18 protein-coding genes are annotated in these 19,976 nt (G+C 40.8%); 5 read left to right on the top strand and 13 right to left on the bottom strand.

Annotation, left to right across the window (positions count from 1 at the left end; genetic code table 11):
• Window positions 1–17 precede the first annotated feature (17 nt).
• The 7 genes from hscA to trmJ all read right to left on the bottom strand — a co-directional run bounded on the left by hscA (window position 18) and on the right by trmJ (window position 6,085).
• On the bottom strand, window positions 18–1,889 hold the full coding sequence (gene hscA, locus ACJAT7_RS06840; protein ID WP_415226054.1) for a Fe-S protein assembly chaperone HscA: 1,872 nt from the start codon (window positions 1,887–1,889) through the stop codon (window positions 18–20).
• 15 nt (window positions 1,890–1,904) lie between these two features.
• Complete coding sequence (hscB, locus tag ACJAT7_RS06845) at window positions 1,905–2,414, bottom strand: co-chaperone HscB (protein WP_415226055.1); 510 nt, start codon at window positions 2,412–2,414, stop codon at window positions 1,905–1,907.
• Between the two features lie 103 nt (window positions 2,415–2,517).
• On the bottom strand, window positions 2,518–2,841 hold the full coding sequence (gene iscA / locus ACJAT7_RS06850; protein ID WP_415226056.1) for an iron-sulfur cluster assembly protein IscA: 324 nt from the start codon (window positions 2,839–2,841) through the stop codon (window positions 2,518–2,520).
• 95 nt (window positions 2,842–2,936) lie between these two features.
• Window positions 2,937–3,323 (bottom strand): Fe-S cluster assembly scaffold IscU, encoded by a 387-nt coding sequence (gene iscU, locus ACJAT7_RS06855; protein ID WP_415226057.1) that lies wholly within the window; start codon window positions 3,321–3,323, stop codon window positions 2,937–2,939.
• Between the two features lie 143 nt (window positions 3,324–3,466).
• A complete protein-coding gene (locus ACJAT7_RS06860; RefSeq protein ID WP_415226058.1) occupies window positions 3,467–4,681 on the bottom strand; it encodes an IscS subfamily cysteine desulfurase in 1,215 nt (404 codons plus the stop codon).
• A 27-nt stretch (window positions 4,682–4,708) separates the two neighbouring features.
• Window positions 4,709–5,185 carry a Fe-S cluster assembly transcriptional regulator IscR gene (gene iscR, locus ACJAT7_RS06865; protein ID WP_415226059.1) on the bottom strand — a complete coding sequence of 159 codons (477 nt, stop codon included), beginning with the start codon at window positions 5,183–5,185 and terminating at the stop codon, window positions 4,709–4,711.
• Window positions 5,186–5,296: 111 nt separating this feature from the next.
• Window positions 5,297–6,085: a tRNA (cytosine(32)/uridine(32)-2'-O)-methyltransferase TrmJ gene (gene trmJ / locus ACJAT7_RS06870; protein WP_415226060.1), complete on the bottom strand. Its 789-nt coding sequence runs from the start codon at window positions 6,083–6,085 to the stop codon at window positions 5,297–5,299.
• 418 nt (window positions 6,086–6,503) lie between these two features.
• Between trmJ and suhB the strand changes: the two genes are divergently transcribed.
• Window positions 6,504–7,292, top strand: coding sequence for an inositol-1-monophosphatase (gene suhB, locus ACJAT7_RS06875; protein ID WP_415226061.1), 789 nt, complete (start codon window positions 6,504–6,506; stop codon window positions 7,290–7,292).
• Between the two features lie 66 nt (window positions 7,293–7,358).
• On the opposite strand, the gene ACJAT7_RS06880 is transcribed toward suhB, so the two are convergent.
• From ACJAT7_RS06880 to ACJAT7_RS06890, 3 genes are all read right to left on the bottom strand, one after another.
• Window positions 7,359–8,114 carry a DUF4197 domain-containing protein gene (locus ACJAT7_RS06880; RefSeq protein ID WP_415226062.1) on the bottom strand — a complete coding sequence of 252 codons (756 nt, stop codon included), beginning with the start codon at window positions 8,112–8,114 and terminating at the stop codon, window positions 7,359–7,361.
• Window positions 8,115–8,240: 126 nt separating this feature from the next.
• The gene (secA, locus tag ACJAT7_RS06885; protein WP_415226063.1) at window positions 8,241–10,961 is read right to left on the bottom strand and encodes a preprotein translocase subunit SecA; all 2,721 of its coding nucleotides are present in this window, start codon (window positions 10,959–10,961) and stop codon (window positions 8,241–8,243) included.
• A 51-nt stretch (window positions 10,962–11,012) separates the two neighbouring features.
• Window positions 11,013–11,936 carry a M23 family metallopeptidase gene (locus tag ACJAT7_RS06890; RefSeq protein ID WP_415226064.1) on the bottom strand — a complete coding sequence of 308 codons (924 nt, stop codon included), beginning with the start codon at window positions 11,934–11,936 and terminating at the stop codon, window positions 11,013–11,015.
• A 19-nt stretch (window positions 11,937–11,955) separates the two neighbouring features.
• Here ACJAT7_RS06890 and ACJAT7_RS06895 point away from each other — a divergent pair, with 19 nt between their 5' ends.
• Complete coding sequence (locus ACJAT7_RS06895; protein WP_415226094.1) at window positions 11,956–12,420, top strand: DciA family protein; 465 nt, start codon at window positions 11,956–11,958, stop codon at window positions 12,418–12,420.
• 40 nt (window positions 12,421–12,460) lie between these two features.
• Here the strand turns inward: ACJAT7_RS06895 and dapD are convergent, their stop codons facing one another.
• The 3 genes from dapD to djlA form a co-directional block, all read right to left on the bottom strand.
• On the bottom strand, window positions 12,461–13,489 hold the full coding sequence (gene dapD / locus ACJAT7_RS06900) for a 2,3,4,5-tetrahydropyridine-2,6-dicarboxylate N-succinyltransferase (RefSeq protein WP_415226065.1): 1,029 nt from the start codon (window positions 13,487–13,489) through the stop codon (window positions 12,461–12,463).
• Window positions 13,490–13,725: 236 nt separating this feature from the next.
• Complete coding sequence (locus ACJAT7_RS06905; RefSeq protein WP_415226066.1) at window positions 13,726–14,253, bottom strand: DUF2937 family protein; 528 nt, start codon at window positions 14,251–14,253, stop codon at window positions 13,726–13,728.
• Complete coding sequence (gene djlA, locus ACJAT7_RS06910) at window positions 14,254–15,060, bottom strand: co-chaperone DjlA (protein WP_415226067.1); 807 nt, start codon at window positions 15,058–15,060, stop codon at window positions 14,254–14,256.
• A gap of 225 nt (window positions 15,061–15,285) precedes the next feature.
• Here djlA and lptD point away from each other — a divergent pair, with 225 nt between their 5' ends.
• From lptD to pdxA, 3 genes are read left to right on the top strand one after another with little or no spacing between them, the layout of a single operon-like run.
• Entirely contained in the window at window positions 15,286–17,652 is a 2,367-nt protein-coding gene (gene lptD, locus ACJAT7_RS06915) for an LPS assembly protein LptD (RefSeq protein WP_415226068.1), read from the top strand.
• A gap of 10 nt (window positions 17,653–17,662) precedes the next feature.
• The gene (gene surA / locus ACJAT7_RS06920) at window positions 17,663–18,982 is read left to right on the top strand and encodes a peptidylprolyl isomerase SurA (protein WP_415226069.1); all 1,320 of its coding nucleotides are present in this window, start codon (window positions 17,663–17,665) and stop codon (window positions 18,980–18,982) included.
• Window positions 18,982–19,965, top strand: coding sequence for a 4-hydroxythreonine-4-phosphate dehydrogenase PdxA (gene pdxA, locus ACJAT7_RS06925; RefSeq protein ID WP_415226070.1), 984 nt, complete (start codon window positions 18,982–18,984; stop codon window positions 19,963–19,965). Before surA ends, pdxA begins: the two co-directional genes overlap by 1 nt.
• Window positions 19,966–19,976: the final 11 nt, after the last annotated feature.

The raw sequence follows: 19,976 nt of genomic DNA on the forward strand, positions 1-19,976 counted from the left end.
CCTTGTAAATTAAAATTTTATATTTTATCAACAGATTTACCTGTTAATGCTTGTTTTATTGAGGCATCCATTCGCAGTGAGGCATAATGAGCCGTTAATTTATCGATCACTTCAAGAGCATCTTTAATTGCATTAATATTATCGCTTTGTCCAATATCAACCAACTCTTTAATATTAGCCCTAATCGTTTGATATTCATCATCGGTAAGCAGCAAAGTACCGTCTTTATGCAATGCGGCTTCAAGGTTTTCGACCACACGTTTTACTTCGACTTGCTGCTCAACCAACATCCTCGCTTGAAGATCTTTTTCGGCAAAGGTCATAGAATCTGAAAGCATTGTCATCACTTCCTTATCGCTTAAACCGTATGAGGGTTTAACTTCGATATGAGCCTGCACGCCAGATGATTTTTCCATGGCGCTAACACTTAACAGACCATCCGCATCAACTTGAAAGGTAACGCGAATATGTGCGGCGCCCGCAGCCATTGGCGGAATATCTGTAAGTACAAAACGCGCCAGTGAGCGGCAATCGACAACCATTTCCCGCTCTCCCTGCAACACATGAATAAGCATTGCGGTCTGACCATCTTTAAAGGTAGTGAACTCTTGTGCGCGCGCAACCGGGATAGTGGTATTGCGAGGGATCACTTTTTCAACCAGGCCGCCCATAGTTTCAAGCCCTAATGAGAGCGGCAGAACATCGAGTAAAAGCATGTCAACATCGGGTTTATTACCCACTAAAATATCCGCTTGAATAGCCGCGCCAATCGCAACCACTTTATCAGGATCGATACTGGTTAACACATCACGCTTAAACAAATCGCTCACGACAGATCTGACCACAGGCATACGTGTAGATCCGCCGACCATTACCACTTCAACTATTTCATCAAGGTTTATCTGTGCGTCTTTGATTGCGCGTTTACAAGCTCGCAAGGTTTTTGCTAATAACTTTTTAATCAGCATTTCAAAATGGTCTCTATCCAAGGTGCCCGACCATTGCAGATGCTTTAATTCAATATTGACTTGTTGTTGATCACTGAGTTTTTCTTTGGCATCACGTGCAACCTTTAATAACTCCTGCTGCAGTTGTGCGCTGATCTCGCCATCAATGTTAGCTTCTTCTCTTATCCAATTAACAATACAGAGGTCAAAATCATCCCCGCCTAAGGCAGTATCACCGCCTGTTGCCAGAACTTCAAAAATACCTTTATGGAGACGTAAAATAGAGATATCAAAAGTGCCACCGCCTAAATCATAAACCGCAATCACCCCTTCCTGGCCTGTATCCAACCCATAAGCGATGGCCGCAGCGGTGGGCTCATTAAGTAAACGCAATACATGTAAACCGGCCAGTCGCGCCGCATCTTTAGTGCCCTGGCGCTGTGCATCGTCAAAATAGGCCGGCACAGTGATAACCACACCGTCTAATTCGCCCTGCAGTGTTTGGGTTGCGCGTAAACTTAATGCTTTTAATATTTCACTTGATGCCTGCACCGCATTAATCGGCCCGACACGTGTTTCAATTTGCGCCAATCCACTTTGATGCGCGCTGAGCTGATAAGGCAGATGCGTGCGGTCTAAATCCTGTAATGCTTTGCCAATTAAACGTTTAACCGATGCCAGTGTATTTAATGGATCGCTTAATAAATACTGCTGCGCATCTCGGCCAACACTAATAGACAGATCGCCCTGTTCATTACGCTCGCCATAATGCACCACCGATGGCAGTATATCTTGCTGCTGATTATCCACTATGGTTGACGCTTTACCGCTGCGCACAGTGGCAACTAAAGAGTTAGTTGTGCCTAAATCAATACCCACGGCTAATTTTTTTTGATGAGGTGCCGCAGATAAACCTGGCTCTGCAATTTGAAGTAATGCCATCCTTTATATTCCTAATTAGTCGAATAATTTTTCTTCGCGTAATGCTAGTTCTATTTGCAGTTTAAGCATGAATTTCAACTTACGGACACTGTCCGCCGCTGCTTGCAATTCATTAGAGAGCAATTGTGATGCTATCTGCGCTTCTAAGTCGATCACTTGCTGCTCTATCTGATTGCAAAAAAGCGCGATCTTATCTTCATCATCTTCTGTAAATTCGGCAATCGTTTCTCGCCACTGCATCTGCTGTATTAAGAAGTTTGTATCACGCAGTGTTGTGTGCTCTGATGAAATATCAAGACCGGCCAATAAAAGCAGGTATTGCGCACGTGACCAGCTGTTTTTTAAGGTCTGGTAAGCATCATTAATTTCGCTACTTTTTTGCATCGAAATCAACTGTTCACTGTCTGAGTGCACGGCGAATTTATCCGGGTGATATTGTTTTTGAAGTTCACGATAAGTTGCAGATAAACGCGTTTGGTCAACTGAAAATGTAGCAGGGAGTGAGAATAGTTCGAAGTAGTTCAAAACAGTTTCCTAACAGATAATAAAATAAAAAACACCCTTATCCTAACAAATTCACAAGATAAAAGGCGTCATTATTAAAGATGTAAATTGTGAGTTTTAGTGTTTAAACACTAAAACTCTCTCCACAGCCGCACTCACCATCAATATTCGGGTTGTTAAATTCAAAACCTTCATTAAGGCCCTCTTTAACAAAATCTAATTCTGTACCATCAAGGTAAACAAGACTTTTTTTATCGACGATAATTTTAACGCCTTTATCGCTAAACACCTCATCATCATCATTAAGTACATCAACAAATTCAAGTACATATGCCATTCCTGAACAACCTGATGTTTTAACGCCTAAACGCAAACCTATGCCTTTACCACGATTAGCAAGAAAAGAGGCAACATGTTTTGCAGCGGGCTCTGTCATTGTAATTGCCAAAATCAACTCCAATTACTTATTTCAATTATATTTAAAAGTGCTTTCCCTGTTTATTGCTTGCGCAACAAACAGGGCGGTAATCCGCATCCCATCTATTACTTGCCAGGATGTTTGCTTTTGTAATCCTCAATAGCGGCTTTAATCGCATCTTCAGCCAGAATAGAACAGTGAATTTTCACTGGCGGTAAAGCCAGCTCAGCTGATATTTGCGTGTTGGTAATGGTACTTGCTTGCTCAATAGTTTTACCCTTTACCCACTCAGTCACTAATGAGCTTGAAGCAATTGCGCTGCCACAACCGTAGGTTTTAAATTTTGCATCTTCAATCATGCCATTTTCATTGATTTTAAGCTGCAGTTTCATTACGTCACCACATGCCGGCGCACCAACCATACCCGTTGCTACACTTGTATCATCTTTATCAAATGAACCAACATTACGTGGATTTTCATAATGGTCGATTACTTTTTCGCTATAAGCCATGATATTTATCCTTTTAATCTTTTATCTACTTGTTTACGTGCTATCTAACTCGTTATCTTTACATTCGCCTTTTCTATCTAAGTGCGAAATTTATAAATCTTCAAGCTCACTGTTAAAATTAACTTGTACTAAAAATAGCGTGATTAGTTGTGAGACCAGTCAATACTGCTAATGTCAATTCCCTCTTTATACATATCCCAAAGCGGAGACATATCACGTAAGCGGCCAATGTTTTGACGAATTATTTTTATTGCGTAATCAATTTCCTCGGAAGTGGTAAAACGCCCGATGCTGAAACGAATTGAACTGTGTGCCAACTCATCATCACGACCAAGCGCACGCAATACATAAGAAGGCTCTAGACTGGCAGAGGTACAGGCACTGCCCGACGAAACAGCTAAGTCTTTTAACGCCATCACTAGCGACTCACCTTCAACATAGTTAAAACTGATATTTATATTACCCGCAACACGGTGCTCCATTGAGCCGTTGATATAGACCTCTTCCATATCACTTACGCCCTCTAATAAACGCGTGCGTAAAGCGAGAACACGTTCATTTTCAGCATGCATCTCTTCTTTTGCAATGCGGAAAGCCTCACCCATGGCTGCGATTTGATGGGTTGCCAATGTGCCACTGCGCATTCCTCTTTCATGCCCTCCGCCATGCATCTGCGCTTCTAAACGGACACGCGGTTTACGACACACATATAATGCGCCAATCCCTTTAGGGCCATATACTTTATGCGCAGAAAACGAGACCAAATCAACTTTCATTTTCTGGACATCAATATCAACTTTGCCGGCACTTTGCGCCGCATCTACATGCAATATGGTTTTATTAGCACGGCATAATTCACCGTATGCGGCGATATCTTGGATAACGCCAATTTCATTATTAACATGCATTAGACTCACAAGAATCGTATCTTCACGTAACGCTTCTTTTAACTGCGCAGGTGTCACTATGCCATCAGATTGTGGATCAAGGTAAGTCACTTCATAGCCTTCACGCTCTAATTGGCGACAAGGATCTAACACCGCTTTGTGTTCTGTTTTAGCGGTAATAATATGTTTGCCTTTTTTGCCGTAAAAATGCGCAGCACCTTTAATGGCAAGGTTGTCAGACTCAGTTGCCCCGGATGTGAAGATAATTTCACGGGGATCTGCATTGATTAAATCGGCAATTTGCTCACGGGCAATATCAACCGCTTCTTCCGCCTGCCAACCAAAACGATGCGAGCGCGACGCTGGATTACCAAATTCGCCATCCATTGTTAAAAACTGCATTAATTTATCAGCAACACGAGGATCTACGGGTGTTGTTGATGAGTAATCAAGATAAATCGGTAATTTCATTCTTTTCTCCTCTGCTATCCGTTAAATTTATTGGGATTTAACGTTAAGTTGAGCAGTCTGGTTATATTTATTATTTTGAATTTCAGAAACATTTTGCACATGATCTGAGGACATTAACTCTTCAAGGGTTATATTATCTAAAAAGGTGCTGATACGATCACTGAGTTGCGCCCACAACGAATGCGTTAAGCATTGTGTACCATCTTCTCTACAGCCACCGACACCAGTGCATTTTCTAATATTTACTGACTCATTGACAGCATCAATAATCATTGCCACTGAAATTTCACTACGCAGTTTACCGAGCTTATAACCGCCTCCAGGGCCACGTACACTGCTGACCAGCTCTTTTTTACGCAATTTAGAAAACAGTTGCTCTAAGTATGAAAGCGAGATCCCCTGGCGCTCAGAGATATCAGCTAAGGGAACAGGGCCAGAGTGCTCTTTGATGGCGACATCTAACATCGCAGTGACCGCATAGCGACCTTTTGAAGTTAATTTCATAATGCTTCACTTATATAGTGGGAAATAGATAACTTTCCATGAACTTTCTACTATTAAGTATAAATACCTGACAAAATTAGTCAACTAAAAAACCACAGAGTTTAGTAGGTTTTATTTTTTATTTATCTCCGCTTCATTTTCAACTAATTCATTAGCAACAGGTTCATTTTTCAGCTGCCCGTTTGCTGTAATAAGTGATTTTTGAATACTGCTCAAAACACCGCGCCACATACGTAACTCTTTAATTTCTGGACGGGCACGATTGAAAAATCGACGTAGTTTGGTCATCACCAGACCGGGATGAGCTGGCACAATAAAACGCGTATCTATTAGTGTCTGTTCAAGATGAGTAAACATACTTTCAATCTCTTCGCTGAGCGGATACTCCTCTTGTTGCTGTGGATACGCTTTCTCAGCTAAAAATGCCATGCGAATTTCATAGGTCAAAGTTTGCACTGCCATCGCTAAATTAAGCGAACTGTAGTCCGGATTTGCCGGGATAAACACATGAAAATGGCACTTTTGCAGCTCATCATTACTCAACCCACTGTTTTCGCGTCCAAACACTAAGGCGACAGGGTGCTTTTGGCCTTCGACAACCGCTTTTTCGCCCATCTCTCGAGGGTCGAGCATCGGCCAATCTAAGGTGCGCGGGCGAGCGCTTGCACCAATTACTAAACCGCAATCTGCAATTGCTTCATCTAATGTTGTACAAACGCGATGATTTTTTAATACATCAGTTGCACCCGCTGAAAGCGCGATAGATTTACCATCAACGCTACACTCAGGTGATACAAGCACTAGATTTGACAGGCCCATGGTTTTCATCGCCCTTGCGGCACTACCTATATTTCCGGGATGAGAAGTACCAATAAGTATGATGCGCACGTTATCTAGCATTTGTATTCCTTATATTTGAGCTAAAATTTAGAGAGCAAAGTTTAGCACTAATTGAAATACAAAAAAATAGACCTCTATACCCAAACTACTGGAATATCCATTTTCAGGTGATTTGGGTACAAACAAGCCGCTGAATTACATTTCCATAAATTTCACCTATTAGTTCATATTCATATTTACAGAACCATGTGAACTCTGTACAATTTTGCGCCGAGGGAATCTCCCTTCATACCAAACTAGATAAGTAGATAATTTAGTATTGCGTAGGAAAAATTAATGAGAGCAAGACGTTTGATTGAGCAATAGCTGGCTATTGGGATTGAAAACAACGAAGTTATCGTTAATTTTAACAAGCAAGACTGATCAGATATTTATCTAGTTTGGTATCAATGTTCTTTTAAAATCTAATGGTGATCCAATGCATCCAATGTTAAATATTGCAATTCGTGCTGCCCGCAATGCAGGTAAAGTAATCATTAAAGGCTACGAAAATCTAGAGTCAGTTGAAGTTGAAGAAAAATCATTGCATGATTATGTCAGCAGCGTCGATAAAGAAGCTGAAATTGCAATCATTGGTACGTTACGCAAATCATACCCAGACCACTGCATTATTGCTGAAGAGTCCGGCATTGATGAGGGTAAAGATAAGGATTACCAATGGATTATTGATCCACTAGATGGAACAACCAACTTTATTCACGGCATCCCGCATTTTAGCGTATCAATTGCATTAAAAATTAAAGGTCGCACAGAAGTGGGTATCGTATTTGACCCAATTCGTAACGAACTATTCTCTGCAGTTAAAGGTCAAAGCTCACAAATCAACGGTTACCGCACACGTACCAACAGTGTAAATAAACTAGCGGGTACATTACTGGCCACAGGTTTCCCATTCAAACAGAAACATCTCACTGATATATACCTTAATATCTTTAAAGATTTCTTTTTAGATGTTGCTGATATGCGCCGTAGCGGCTCTGCAGCACTTGATCTTGCTTATGTCGCAGCGGGTCGTATGGACGGCTTCTGGGAATTCGGTTTAAAACCTTGGGATATCGCCGCAGGTGAATTATTAATAAAAGAGTCGGGTGCAATGATGACCGATTTTAACGGCGGAAACGATTACATGAAATCGGGTAACGTTGTTGCTGCTAATCCAAAATTATTAAAAGAGATGTTAACGGTTATTCGTAAACACAACGTTTAATCTCTTTCTAACAACATCCCTTCTTAAACGCAAATACGCTCCGTATTTGCGTTTTATTATATCTACTTATTGTCCAAACACCTTCTTTAGCAAGGTAGAGGTTTGTTTAAGCGGATCTTGTCGAATAGCAGACTCTTCTTTTGCTAAATAATAAAATATTCCGTTTATCCCATTTTCAACTACATGATCAGTTAAATTCACTTTTACATCAGATACAAAGGGTAAATCAGCATATTTCCCCATCATCCGATCGTAAGCTTTTACCGCGCCTACTTGCGATAGACTCTGCTGCACAATCGGACGCATCTTAGCGCTTAAAGGCTGGCTCATTTTAGTCTTGAAATATTGCGTTGCAGAATCTTCCGAGCCAGCATAAATAGCCTTAACATCATCAAATGTCATCGCTTTGATGGACGATAAAAATAACGCTTTAGCTTGAGGTGTTGCACTTTCAGCCGCGCGATTCAGTTTTAGTTCAAGATCATCAACTATACTTGCCATACCTACTCTTGATAGTATCTCTTTTACTGATTGTAATTGTTCAGGTAGCGGTATATGGATAGCACTATCTGCATTAAAACCATCAGTTCTACCTAATTGACTGACAACATTCGTTGCCCCTATCTGTAATGCTTCTTTAAATGCAGCGTTTAAATCAAAATTACTGGCAACGTTACCCACAGCGGCGGGCTCTTGAGTTGTTGCAGATTGTTGTGGCGAAAACAGATCGAAAGTCTTTTCCCACCAGCTACTCTCTGCATTTACTTGACTGACAGAAAAAAACAAAAAAAGTGAACAGATAATAGAATGATAATATTTCATATAAATCCCTTACTGGTGAGAATAGATCTTTCTTTTATAGTTCACTTAAACGATAAAAACAAATGAAAAAAAAGGGCTGTTTTTATTAAACAGCCCTTTTTTGCATCTGTAACTAAATAGGTTAAATTAACCTATTTTACCATGACACTGTTTGAATTTTTTACCCGAACCACAAGGGCAAGGTTCATTACGCCCGACTTTACGCTCTTGACGTACAAAACTCTCCTGACCACTTTTACTATCATCCTTTACTTCACCATGAGCAGCTTGTGCGTGGCGCATCTCGTTTTTTGCTCTTTCTTCAGCTTGACGGCGTTGCTCTGCCATTTGATCAACCTCTTCTCTGCTTTGTACCTGTACTTTAGAGAGGACCATCACTACATCATGTTTTAAGGTTTCAAGCATCTCTAAGAACATCTCAAAAGACTCGCGCTTATATTCTTGCTTCGGATCTTTTTGTGCATAACCGCGCAAGTGAATGCCCTGGCGCAGATGATCCATTGAAGCAAGGTGCTCTTTCCACAAAGTATCAATTGTTTGCAACATGACTGATTTTTCAAAACCAGCGATAATTGAGTGTCCAACCAGTTCTTTTTTAGCGGCATAGGTTTCTATGGCATGGCTAAGAATATTTTTGCGAATGGTTTCTTCCTGCAGATTGGCATCATCAACCAGCCACTGCTGTACGGGCAGTTCAATTAAGAAGTCTGATTTTAGGCGACGCTCTAACCCTTCTAAATCCCATTGCTCTGTGAGTGAGTGTTGCGGCACATATTCATTAACACAGGCATTAAATACATCATCCCAAATATTATCGATTGTATCCTCTATATCTTCACTGTCCATGACACCATTGCGTTGCTGGTAAATTACTTTACGCTGTTCATTGGCAACATCATCATAATCCAGTAATGATTTGCGCATATCGAAGTTACGGCCTTCAACTTTACGCTGTGCATTTTCAATGGCACGCGATACCCAAGGATGCTCAATAGCCTCGCCATTTTCCATGCCAAGTTTTTTCATCATGTTAGATACTTTTTCTGATGCGAAAATACGCATTAGAGAATCTTCCATCGACAGATAAAAGCGCGTTTCACCTGGATCGCCTTGACGGCCAGAACGACCGCGCAGCTGATTATCGATACGACGAGATTCATGGCGCTCCGTACCGATAATATATAAACCACCCGCATCGAGTACCTTTTGATTATCTTCTTTCCAGAGTGCAGTTTCCGCTGCAATCTGCTCGGCACTGAGTTCGCCGAGTTTATCAAGACGCGACTGTAAGTGACCGCCCAACACAATATCTGTTCCGCGTCCCGCCATATTAGTTGCGATTGTGACTGAGCCTAATGCCCCCGCTTGGGCAATAATATCCGCTTCTTTTTCATGGAATTTTGCATTTAACACACTGTGTTTAATATTTGCTTTATTTAATAAGTCCGATAACAGTTCCGAATTTTCAATCGAAACAGTACCGACCAACATAGGTTGACGGCACTCCGCACGTTTTTTGATATCAACAATAATAGCCTGGTATTTTTCATCTTCGGTCAGATAAACCAGATCCCCGCAATCTTTACGAATCATAGGTTTATTGGTTGGCAGAACAATGGTTTCTAAACCATAAATGGATTGAAACTCAAATGCTTCGGTATCAGCCGTACCTGTCATACCCGCTAATTTTTCATATAAACGGAAAAAGTTTTGGAAAGTAATTGACGCTAAGGTTTGATTCTCATTTTGAATATCAACCCCCTCTTTTGCTTCCACTGCTTGGTGCAGACCTTCTGACCAACGGCGTCCCGGCATAGTTCGACCAGTATGTTCATCAACGATCACCACTTCGCCTTTTTCACTAACGATGTAATCCACATCCTTTTCAAATAAAGTATGGGCACGCAGCGCGGCATTTACATGATGTAATATACTGATACTTGCAGCGGCGTACAGTGATTGATTCTCGTCAAGCAAGCCGCGTTCTTGCAGGATCCGCTCTACTTTTTCCTGACCGCGTTCCGTTAATAGCGCCTGCCTGCTTTTTTCATCAACAGTATAATCACCATCTCCAATATAGTCTTCCGTATCCTCTTTATCCTGTAGCGTTAACATCGGAATAACCGTGTTTAATTTAGTGTAGAGAGTCGCATCACCGTCGGTTGGACCTGAAATAATCAGAGGTGTTCTGGCTTCATCAATTAAAATTGAATCAACTTCATCGACAATGGCGTAATGCAGTGGCTTCATCACCCGTTGCTGGGCTTCAAATGCCATATTGTCACGTAAATAATCGAAACCAAATTCGTTGTTTGTACCGTAAGTGATATCAGCAGCATAGGCGGCTCGTTTTTCTTCCCCTTGCATACCCGACAGGTTGATACCCACAGTCAAGCCTAAAAACTCAAAGAGCTGTGCATTCCATTCTGCATCACGACGCGCCAAGTAATCATTGACGGTAATAATATGCACACCTTTACCCGCTAATGCATTTAAGTATGCAGGTAGCGTTGCCGTTAATGTTTTACCTTCACCGGTACGCATTTCTGCAATTTTGTTTTCATTTAAAGTTATGCCGCCCATTAACTGCACATCAAAATGACGCATCCCAAAGACACGTTCAGAGGCGCTTCGTACCACTGCAAATGCTTCAACAAGAATTGAATCTATGCTTTCACCCGATGCGATACGCTCTTGAAACTCAGCCGTTTTAGCCTTTAATTGCTGATCTGAAAGAGTACGCATTTCAGGCTCTAGTTTATTTATTTCACTAACGACTTTACGAAGTTGTTTTAAGTAACGGTCATTACGACTGCCTATTATTTTTGTTATTAGCTGTGTGATCATTTTGCTTTTCTCGTAGTTAAAAATTAAATTAATTATAAAATATAATTGCTGTTAACCCGCTTTTCGCAGCAGATAATAATTGGGATTTATTTGCTTACCGTTTTTTAAAACTTCATAATGCACATGCGGTCCTGTTGAACGGCCCGAGTTCCCCATAATAGCAATTATCTGCCCCTTTTTGACAACGTCTCCAATCGCAACATTTACTGATTTGGTATGCGCATAACGTGTTACCAAGCCATTGCCATGTTCGATTTCAACCATACGGCCGTAACCGCCTCTTTTTCCTGATTCTGTTACAACACCTGCGGCAGTTGATATAATTGGCATGCCTATAAAACCGGCGAAATCAACACCTTTATGACGAGTTAATCGCCCTGAAAAGGGATCTTTACGCGTTCCAAATGGAGAGGATAACCATGAGCCTTTGCCCTTTGTCGGCCGTCCTGAAATATACAGCTGATCAATAAGATGGAGATTGTTTAATGCGATTTCAAGGTGGATTAATTGTTTTTGTTTTTTTTTGAAATTATCATCAAGATTTTCAATATGAGTTAACAAACTACCAAATTGAAAATCAACGTCAGATTCTTGCATAGCAGCCCCGCCCATTGACAGCGCAGACTCAAAATCAAACTCTTTTTTGGGTAAGTTAGACTGTTCAATAACGCGCTGACCTAATGCATTTAAGCGATTTATCTGCGCCTGCAAATTGCCAACTTTATTAGCCAGAACAGTTAATTGTTCATCGCTTTGCGCTTTAATAAGTTGCAGATATTGATCTTTACTGATATCTCTATCATGTAGAGTCGTTGTTTTGAATTGCTTGAGTTCACTTTGATAATGAGCTTGTATAAACCAAGCGCAACAGACTAGCAAAGAGGCAAAAAGAAGAGAGATAAATAGAAATTTATTTTTTGTAAGCGAAAACGAGTGATCTGTTTCCTCTCTTGAATAGATAACCGTTATACTCATAATTCTGTATTCACTGTTGATGAAATTAATGAATAGAACCCGACAACCTAAACCCGTTTCTTCTCTATTGAAAAAAATAGGATTGCAGCATGATGCGGCCCTGTTCACGAAGCTGGATAGTCTACTACAAAGATATTTGAAACAACATCATATACAAGATTGCAGGATAGGAAATTTACAAAATGGGAGCTTGCTTATAGAAATCCCTGATGCAATCTGGCTAATCCGCTTGAAATTTATGCAAAGTGAGCTACTTACACTGTTGCGACAAGAAGTTCCCGGACTGCTGAATATAAAAATAAAAGTGAATCCAACACTAAAACAGCTAACACCTAAAGATAAAAAAAGCAGGAAAAAGGTAATTAAACGCGCCAGTAAAATGCCCAATGATGTCGCACAATCATTTTTGGCATTAGCAGAAGATGCGGATCCTGATTTGCAGGCAGCTTTGCGTTCATTGGCAAAATATGTAAAAAAAGAATAGAAAGGGAGGTTCAATCTCCCTCTCGATTAAAAAATCACATTTAGTTTGAATGCAACATGCTATTTAATTCAATAGCACTTTTGTTCACTAAGCATTCAATTTGTCCGGTCATGGAGTTACGACGGAAAAGCAGATCATCTTTATTTGCCAATTCACGCGCTTTTGCAAAGCCAGCTTCTTTGCCTTCTTTATCAAGTAGTTTGATTTTAGACCCTGCAGTTACATATAAACCCGACTCAATCGTACAGCGGTTGCCCAGTGGAATGCCAAGACCGGCATTTGCACCCAACAGGCTATTTTCACCAATAGCAATAACCATTTTTCCGCCGCCGCTTAATGTCCCCATAATAGAGGCGCCGCCGCCGATATCACTGCCTTCACCCACCATAACGCCCGCAGAGATACGACCTTCAACCATGCTGACACCCACAGTGCCGGCATTAAAGTTGATAAAACCTTCATGCATCACGGTTGTGCCTTCACCAACATGTGCGCCCAAACGTACGCGTGAGGTATCTGCGATACGTACACCTGAGGGTACAATGTAATCAACCATTTTAGGAAACTTATCAACACAATCTACGCTGATGGTTTCACCCTTTAAGCGCGCTTCAATCTGACGTTCAGCAAGTTCAGGTAAATCAATCGCGCCTTTGTTAGTCCAGGCAATATTGTGTAGTACGCCAAAAATCCCATCTAACACTAAGCCGTGTGGTTTTACTAAACGGTGCGAGATAAGTTGTAATTTAAGGTAACCTTCAGCCACGCTTTTAGGCGCTGCATCTGTTTCTAAAATAACAAGTACAAGCGGTTGGCTAGAGTTAGCCGCTGCCGTTGCAAAATCAGCATTGGCCGTATCATGCGCACCATTAAATGCAGCAGCCAGTTGCTCTGCTAACTCAGCAGTAATTTCAATTACTTGATTACCTTGCTTATAACCGGCTAAAGCTGCAATAACAGCAACAAGATCATCACTTGGATTTAATAGAGGGTTAGGGAAAAATGCTTCAATAATTTTATTATCGCGGTTTTTAGTAGCGCTGCCAAAAGCAAGTGCAAATGTAGACATGAATTAAGCTCCGATTTAAAAGTCTAGGTAAGATGCATCGCCAAAATGCGTTTTACAGTGAACTGGCGATATAACAAATAAGGTTTTATTTGGCTCCATAATAAAGAAGCAGATCACATATTTAAAGAGATAAATAATTATATTCTCTTATTTTCTAGGATATAACTGAAAATAGCGAAAACACAGGTCACAGCGATGCCCTTAGCAGATACCGTCACGCCATATTGATTGCCGAGCTACTTCACTTGCTGTTTTTTACTTGTTGGTAAGGAACAGCTATACGCCATAAGTAAAAACAACAATTCTAAAAGCAGCGTGGAAAGCAGTGCCGACACTAACCCGACGATAATTGAATTTTTGTTTAGTACAATTTCGGCATTATAATTTTCTTGCGTTTCTCTTAATAGGGGGCTATTAAATTCGCCCAATAAAAAATACAAACGAGAAATTAATGGTCCTTGTAAGGCGCGTTGCTGGCTTTGTAACTGTTTAAAACGACTCACTAATTTTTCTATCACCCGCGCTTCAGCGCTAAACAATAGCGCATCACTGTTTTTATGTTTCATTATCAATGCCTGTAAATCGCCAGAAAAATAGAGATCGGCAAGAATCTGATATTGATTCAATTGATCTTTTGCTTCTATATAATGCGCATCTAAGCGGGTTTCATATTGCTGCAAAAAGTTGGGTAGTTGCAAACCCAATAGTAAAGTCAGTGCAAAAACCAACTTTAGGCTATAACGCTGAGCAAGTTTGATTAGCATTTATTTAAACCCCCGCGATTTGCGCAGTGTCTCATAGGCACTCTGAATATCTTGGGCTTTTTCTTTTGCCAAAACCATCATCTCTTCTGGTAACCCTTTCGACGCTAATTTATCGGGGTGATGTTGGCTCATCAGTTTTCGGTAAGCACGTTTAATCTCTTTATCTGAAACACTCTTATCGATAGCTAACACATTGTAACAATCTGCATCACTTGTTTGTTGTTGCGGACGCGGCTTGCCCTGATGGAAGTGCTGCTGCCCTTCAATCATCTGCAGTAACCGGTCTAATTCAAAGCGCGAAAAATCTAAGTGTTCAGCAATACTGTATAAGATCTCTTTTTCTTTGCTGTGCAGCTCACCATCCGAATAGGCAACTTGTACTTGGATGCCTAAAAACATCTGCAATAAGTTGCGATCCCCACGTATCTGTTGTGCAAAATCGGATAGCGTTTGCTGAAGCGGAAAATCAGCTTCTTTGCCTGATGCAAATGAAGCTTGCGCTCGAACGCGTGACGCACCTTGAAGACGCATCTGATCCATGTACGCATTGGCTACTTGAATATCCGTTTGCGTCACTTGCCCTTTGGCTTTGGCAATGTGCCCCATCACTGAAAATGTGCTATCAAAAAAGAGTTTTTGCCTTTCTTGGCTACTGATTGTATTTCCGAATAAATTATTCTGGCTATTAAAATTAATCGCCGTGGCGCGATCAAAACGGTGACCTAGCCAAATACCCAGCAACATGCCAAAAACATGACCAAACATAAAGCCAAAAAAGCCACCGAGTATTTTTCCCCAAATACGCATAACTGTAAAAACCTTATTAATTAGAGTGAGTAAGAATCAATATTTCAGTTATTTTGACTAACTATTCTCATTTTTACCAATTTTTTCCCCTAAATCGACAAATATAACCTATTTATAAAGAACAATGATTGGAGCAGAGATAAGTTTGTTCTATTATAGCGAGCTATAATTTTCTTTCTTTTAGCTTAGCGCTTTCAGTTTCTAAGCAACCTTTGTGAGTTGTAAATGTTAAAGTTGTTTCCACTATTACTAATTCTATTCCCATTTTCTGTTCTTTGTGCAGATGAAATAGCAAAATCAGAAACAAATAAAATGACCGAGAGTGACTCTGTAGCAGTCCCCCCTGCGGAAATAACACCGGAAGAGTTAGGAAACACGCCGCGTTCCAGCGAATTTTTCTTTAATCAGTGTTACATAAATGTACCGCCAGTTGTTGCCGACAGCAACACCTTACCAATCAACCAAGTGCCGGTTAATATAGATGCGCGATCATTAACTGGTTTTGCCAATAAACTTATTTATCAGGATGATGTAAACCTCACGCAGGGCAATAAATTCTTAGCCGCCGATAAGTTAACCTATTTTAAAAATGAGGATAGAGCAGTCGCTGAGGGTAATGTAAAATTTGTCAGCGGCGAGCTGACCCTTCATTCGGACACCATTGCAACCCAACTAAATAACCAGCAGACAACATTATATCAAGCAGACTATCAATTTCATGGCCGTGGCGGACGCGGCGATGCGACGACTATTTATGATAATGGCTTAGATCTTTATGAGTTTAATTCCTCAACTTACAGTGCTTGCCCACCCGGTGATAATACCTGGACGCTCGATTCAACCACGCTTTATATAGATAAAACAGAAGAAGTGGGCAGTGCCTATAATGCGGTCTTAAAGATAAAAGATGTGCCTGTTTTTTACTTTCCATACGTAACTTATCCGCTCACAGACAGACGTAAAACTGGTCTTTTATTCCCAAGCTTTAACCTATCTGACTCCACTAACGGCTTCACTATTACCCAGCCTTTATATATCAATATTGCTGAAAATATGGATGCCACCATTACGCCAACATATATGGCAGAGCGCGGCACGTTACTGGCAACTCAATACCGTTATCTTTTTGATGCAGGCTCAGGTCAAATTCAAGCGGAATATCTTAGCGATGATAAGATACGCAATGACAATCGCTATCTTTTTCACTGGGATCATAATGTGAATTTTTCCACAAACTGGAATTTAACGACTGACTATTCCAAGGTCAGTGATAATTATTATTTCAGTGATATCAACACAGTATATGGCACACACAGCGATAACCAACTATTACAAACAGCAAAACTAAGCTATCGGGAGCAAAACTGGAACAGTGAATTAGAAGTGCGTGATTTTCAGATTTTATATGCTGAAGATACGCCGCATAAAGTGATGCCGAAAATTGCTTTTAGTGCTTATCAGCCGATAAATTGGCAAAGTCTGCAATTAGACTGGTACAGTGAAATATCTAAATTTGATCATGACGACGAAGATGTCTATACCGGCACCCGTATTCACCTGCAGCCTAAGATCTCATTGCCCCTTTACTACAACTCTCTGTTTATCAATACAGAGCTTAAATATATGGTCACTCTTTATGATCAAACTTTACCTGAGTCTAATAAAAAAAGTTGGTATGCCGATTTAGATGAAAGTGTCAGTCGTTATCTCCCCTCTTTTAAAATTCATTCAGGTGTTAACTTTGAACGTGATTTTTCAATCTTTAACAATCAATATAAGCAAACATTAGTGCCACAAATACAATACCTCTATGTGCCTTATACAGATCAAACAAATATTGGCCTTTATGATACGACCACTATGCAGCAAGATTATTATGGCCTGTTTCGTGATAACCGTTTTTCCGGTTATGATCGTATTGCCGATGCAAATCAGGTAACGTTAGGCATTTCGAGTAGTTTCTTAAATGCACAAGGACGCGAACGAATGCGCTTTGCAGTGGGCCAAAATTACTATCTCACCCCCTCAGAGACACAGTTGCCACAATATACAGCCGAAACTGAAACAGCGAGCCGCTCTTCGATTATCGGGGAGTTTGATGTCAATTTTGCAGACCAATATTTCTTTCATGCGGGGTTAGAATACGATAATGATAGCGACCGACTCAATAGAGCAAACACTACCTTTGAAAAACGCTGGCAATATAATACCTATGCGCAGTTAAACTATCGCTATGTCGCAATTGCAGAAAATGGCAATGAAGAGGATTTAGTTAACCAGCTTGGCAGTAAAGTGAATTGGTCGATTAACAGCCAATGGACCTCGTTTGCCAGCTATTATTATGATCTTGAATATAAGCATGCCTATGAAAGCATTATCGGTTTGAAGTACCAATCATGCTGCTGGTCAGTTGGTCTGAGCTACGATAAACATATGTTGGCGTACGATGGTTCGCTGGATTCGATTAGCGAAGATTATGAAACAGAGGATAGTTACGGCATTACTTTTGAACTAATGGGGTTAGGTGGCGTCGGATTTAGCGCTGTTGAACAAGGTACTTTCGATTACGGTCGCCCTTTTTACTTACAATAATGGAAAATAAATGAAATTAATAAAGCATATTCTTCTGCCCTTGGTTTGCGCTACTTTGATAGCGCCTCCAGTTCTTGCACAGAGTAAACCATTAGATAAAATAGAAGCGGTTGTTAATCAAGAAGTTATTTTAACAAGCGATATCACGCGTATGCATGAAGAGATAAAAAATCGCTACCAGGAGAGCGGCAAAACCTTACCTGAAGATGATTCCCTGCAAAAACAACTCCTTGATAAGCTGATCGGTGACCGTCTGCAGCTGCAAATTGCCCAGCAGATTGGTTTGCGCATCGATGACGCGCAGCTTAATCAAGCCTTGCAGCAAATCGTAGCAGATAAAGGGATGACGCTGCAGCAGTACCAGGCACAACTTGAAAAAGAGGGGAAAAGCTACAACGCTTTTGTTGATAGCATACGTGATGAATTAACCATCAATGAAATTCGCCAAGTACAAGTACGCCGTCGTATCAATATTTCAGATCAAGAAGTAGAACAGATGGTTAAGCGCTTGAATGAAGAGGGCCACCAAACAACCCAGTTTAAATTTGCTCATATTCTATTAAAAGTAAATAGTGACAGCCCCATTGCGGAGCAGCAAGCTATCGATAAACAAGCAAATGATCTGCTAACTAAAATTAAACAAGGAGAAGAGATCTCCGCATTAGCTATAAAATATTCTCAAGGGCCAAGATCACTTGAAGGTGGTGACTGGGGCTGGCGTACCATAGATGAAATTCCCTCATTGATAGCGGATTCATTTGATGATGTAAACACTAAAAAAGGCGATGTTATTGGCCCAATTCGCAGCAGCGTCGGTTTACATATTATCAAAATACTTGATAAAAAAGGATCGCAAAATGTAATAACAGTTGAAGTTAATGCGCGTCATATATTAATCAAGTCGAATATTATTCTTAGCGATCAGAAAGCGCAAAAAATGTTAAAAGATTACCGCCAAGCGATAGTAGATGGCACACAAACCTTTGCTGAATTAGCTAACGCACATTCACAAGATCCCGGCTCCGCGGTAAAAGGTGGTAACCTTGGCTGGGCAGATCCCAATATGTATGTACCTGAATTTAGAGACATGGCACTCTCTCTTCCCGTTGGCGAGATAAGCCAACCGTTCCACACCATGCATGGCTGGCATCTTCTGCAAGTGATGGATAAACGTGAATCTGACACAACTGCGCAAGCAACTAAGCAAAAAGCGTTCGCCATTTTATTTAAACAACGTTTTCCCGCAGAAGTTTATGCTTGGATGAATGAAATTCGTCAAGAAGCATATATTAAAATTAATAACCCTAATTATATTATGCAGGCACAGTAATGGTGAAGCGTTTAGTTATCACAGCAGGTGAGCCCAGTGGTATTGGTCCAGATCTTATTTTACAACTTGCGCGGCAGCAGTGGCCGATGCAACTGGTTATTTGCAGTGATAAAACATTATTGGCAGAGCGCGCGGCATTACTCAATGAAAAAATAACATTCATTGATTATGATCCTACAAAATCAGCGCAAGTTTGCAAGCCAGGTACATTAATCATTGCGCATATTCCTTTACGGGCGCCAGTGCAGCCAGGCAAGTTAAATCAAGCCAATGCGCAGTTTGTATTAGATACACTGACATTTGCCAGCCAAGGCTGCTTATCCGGTGAATTTTCAGCAGTGGTTACCGCGCCTGTGCATAAGGGAGTTATTAATGATGCAGGGGTTGCTTTTAGCGGCCACACCGAATTTTTTGCGCAGCAAGCCGGCGTTGATCTCGTTGTGATGATGCTCGCGACAACTGGACTGCGCGTCGCATTAGTGACCACTCACCTACCTTTAGTTGAAGTATCTAAAGCGATTACTCAGCAGCGTCTATTTGAAATCATTCATATTTTAAATAGAGAATTACAGGTGAAATACGCCATCAAACATCCCCGTATTTATGTTTGTGGTTTAAATCCTCATGCAGGTGAAGGGGGACATATGGGTCGCGAAGAGATTGATACCATAGAGCCCGCCCTGGAAAAATTACGACAACAGAAAATTGACTTGATTGGCCCGTTACCTGCCGATACGCTATTTCAAGAAAAATATCTTAAAGATGCAGATGCGGTACTCGCTATGTATCACGATCAGGGATTACCTGTTTTAAAATATAAAGGATTTGGAAAGTCAGTTAATATCACATTAGGACTGCCATTCATCCGCACATCAGTTGACCACGGCACAGCATTAGACTTGGCTGGCACAGGAAACGCGGATCCAGGTAGCTTGCTGTGCGCAGTTAATGAAGCTATTACCATGATCAACAGCACAAATTAATAGTAAGAAAT

This window comes from Psychromonas sp., assembly GCF_047632995.1.
Classification (GTDB): domain Bacteria; phylum Pseudomonadota; class Gammaproteobacteria; order Enterobacterales; family Psychromonadaceae; genus Psychromonas.

Coding starts and splice junctions, on each gene's coding strand:
- hscA (WP_415226054.1), bottom strand. CDS start 1,889: ATGGCATTACTTCAAATTGCAGAGCCAGGTTTATCTGCGGCACCTCAT.
- iscU (WP_415226057.1), bottom strand. CDS start 3,323: ATGGCTTATAGCGAAAAAGTAATCGACCATTATGAAAATCCACGTAAT.
- ACJAT7_RS06860 (WP_415226058.1), bottom strand. CDS start 4,681: ATGAAATTACCGATTTATCTTGATTACTCATCAACAACACCCGTAGAT.
- iscR (WP_415226059.1), bottom strand. CDS start 5,185: ATGAAATTAACTTCAAAAGGTCGCTATGCGGTCACTGCGATGTTAGAT.
- trmJ (WP_415226060.1), bottom strand. CDS start 6,085: ATGCTAGATAACGTGCGCATCATACTTATTGGTACTTCTCATCCCGGA.
- suhB (WP_415226061.1), top strand. CDS start 6,504: ATGCATCCAATGTTAAATATTGCAATTCGTGCTGCCCGCAATGCAGGT.
- ACJAT7_RS06880 (WP_415226062.1), bottom strand. CDS start 8,114: ATGAAATATTATCATTCTATTATCTGTTCACTTTTTTTGTTTTTTTCT.
- secA (WP_415226063.1), bottom strand. CDS start 10,961: ATGATCACACAGCTAATAACAAAAATAATAGGCAGTCGTAATGACCGT.
- ACJAT7_RS06890 (WP_415226064.1), bottom strand. CDS start 11,936: ATGAGTATAACGGTTATCTATTCAAGAGAGGAAACAGATCACTCGTTT.
- ACJAT7_RS06895 (WP_415226094.1), top strand. CDS start 11,956: ATGAAATTAATGAATAGAACCCGACAACCTAAACCCGTTTCTTCTCTA.
- dapD (WP_415226065.1), bottom strand. CDS start 13,489: ATGTCTACATTTGCACTTGCTTTTGGCAGCGCTACTAAAAACCGCGAT.
- ACJAT7_RS06905 (WP_415226066.1), bottom strand. CDS start 14,253: ATGCTAATCAAACTTGCTCAGCGTTATAGCCTAAAGTTGGTTTTTGCA.
- djlA (WP_415226067.1), bottom strand. CDS start 15,060: ATGCGTATTTGGGGAAAAATACTCGGTGGCTTTTTTGGCTTTATGTTT.
- lptD (WP_415226068.1), top strand. CDS start 15,286: ATGTTAAAGTTGTTTCCACTATTACTAATTCTATTCCCATTTTCTGTT.
- surA (WP_415226069.1), top strand. CDS start 17,663: ATGAAATTAATAAAGCATATTCTTCTGCCCTTGGTTTGCGCTACTTTG.
- pdxA (WP_415226070.1), top strand. CDS start 18,982: ATGGTGAAGCGTTTAGTTATCACAGCAGGTGAGCCCAGTGGTATTGGT.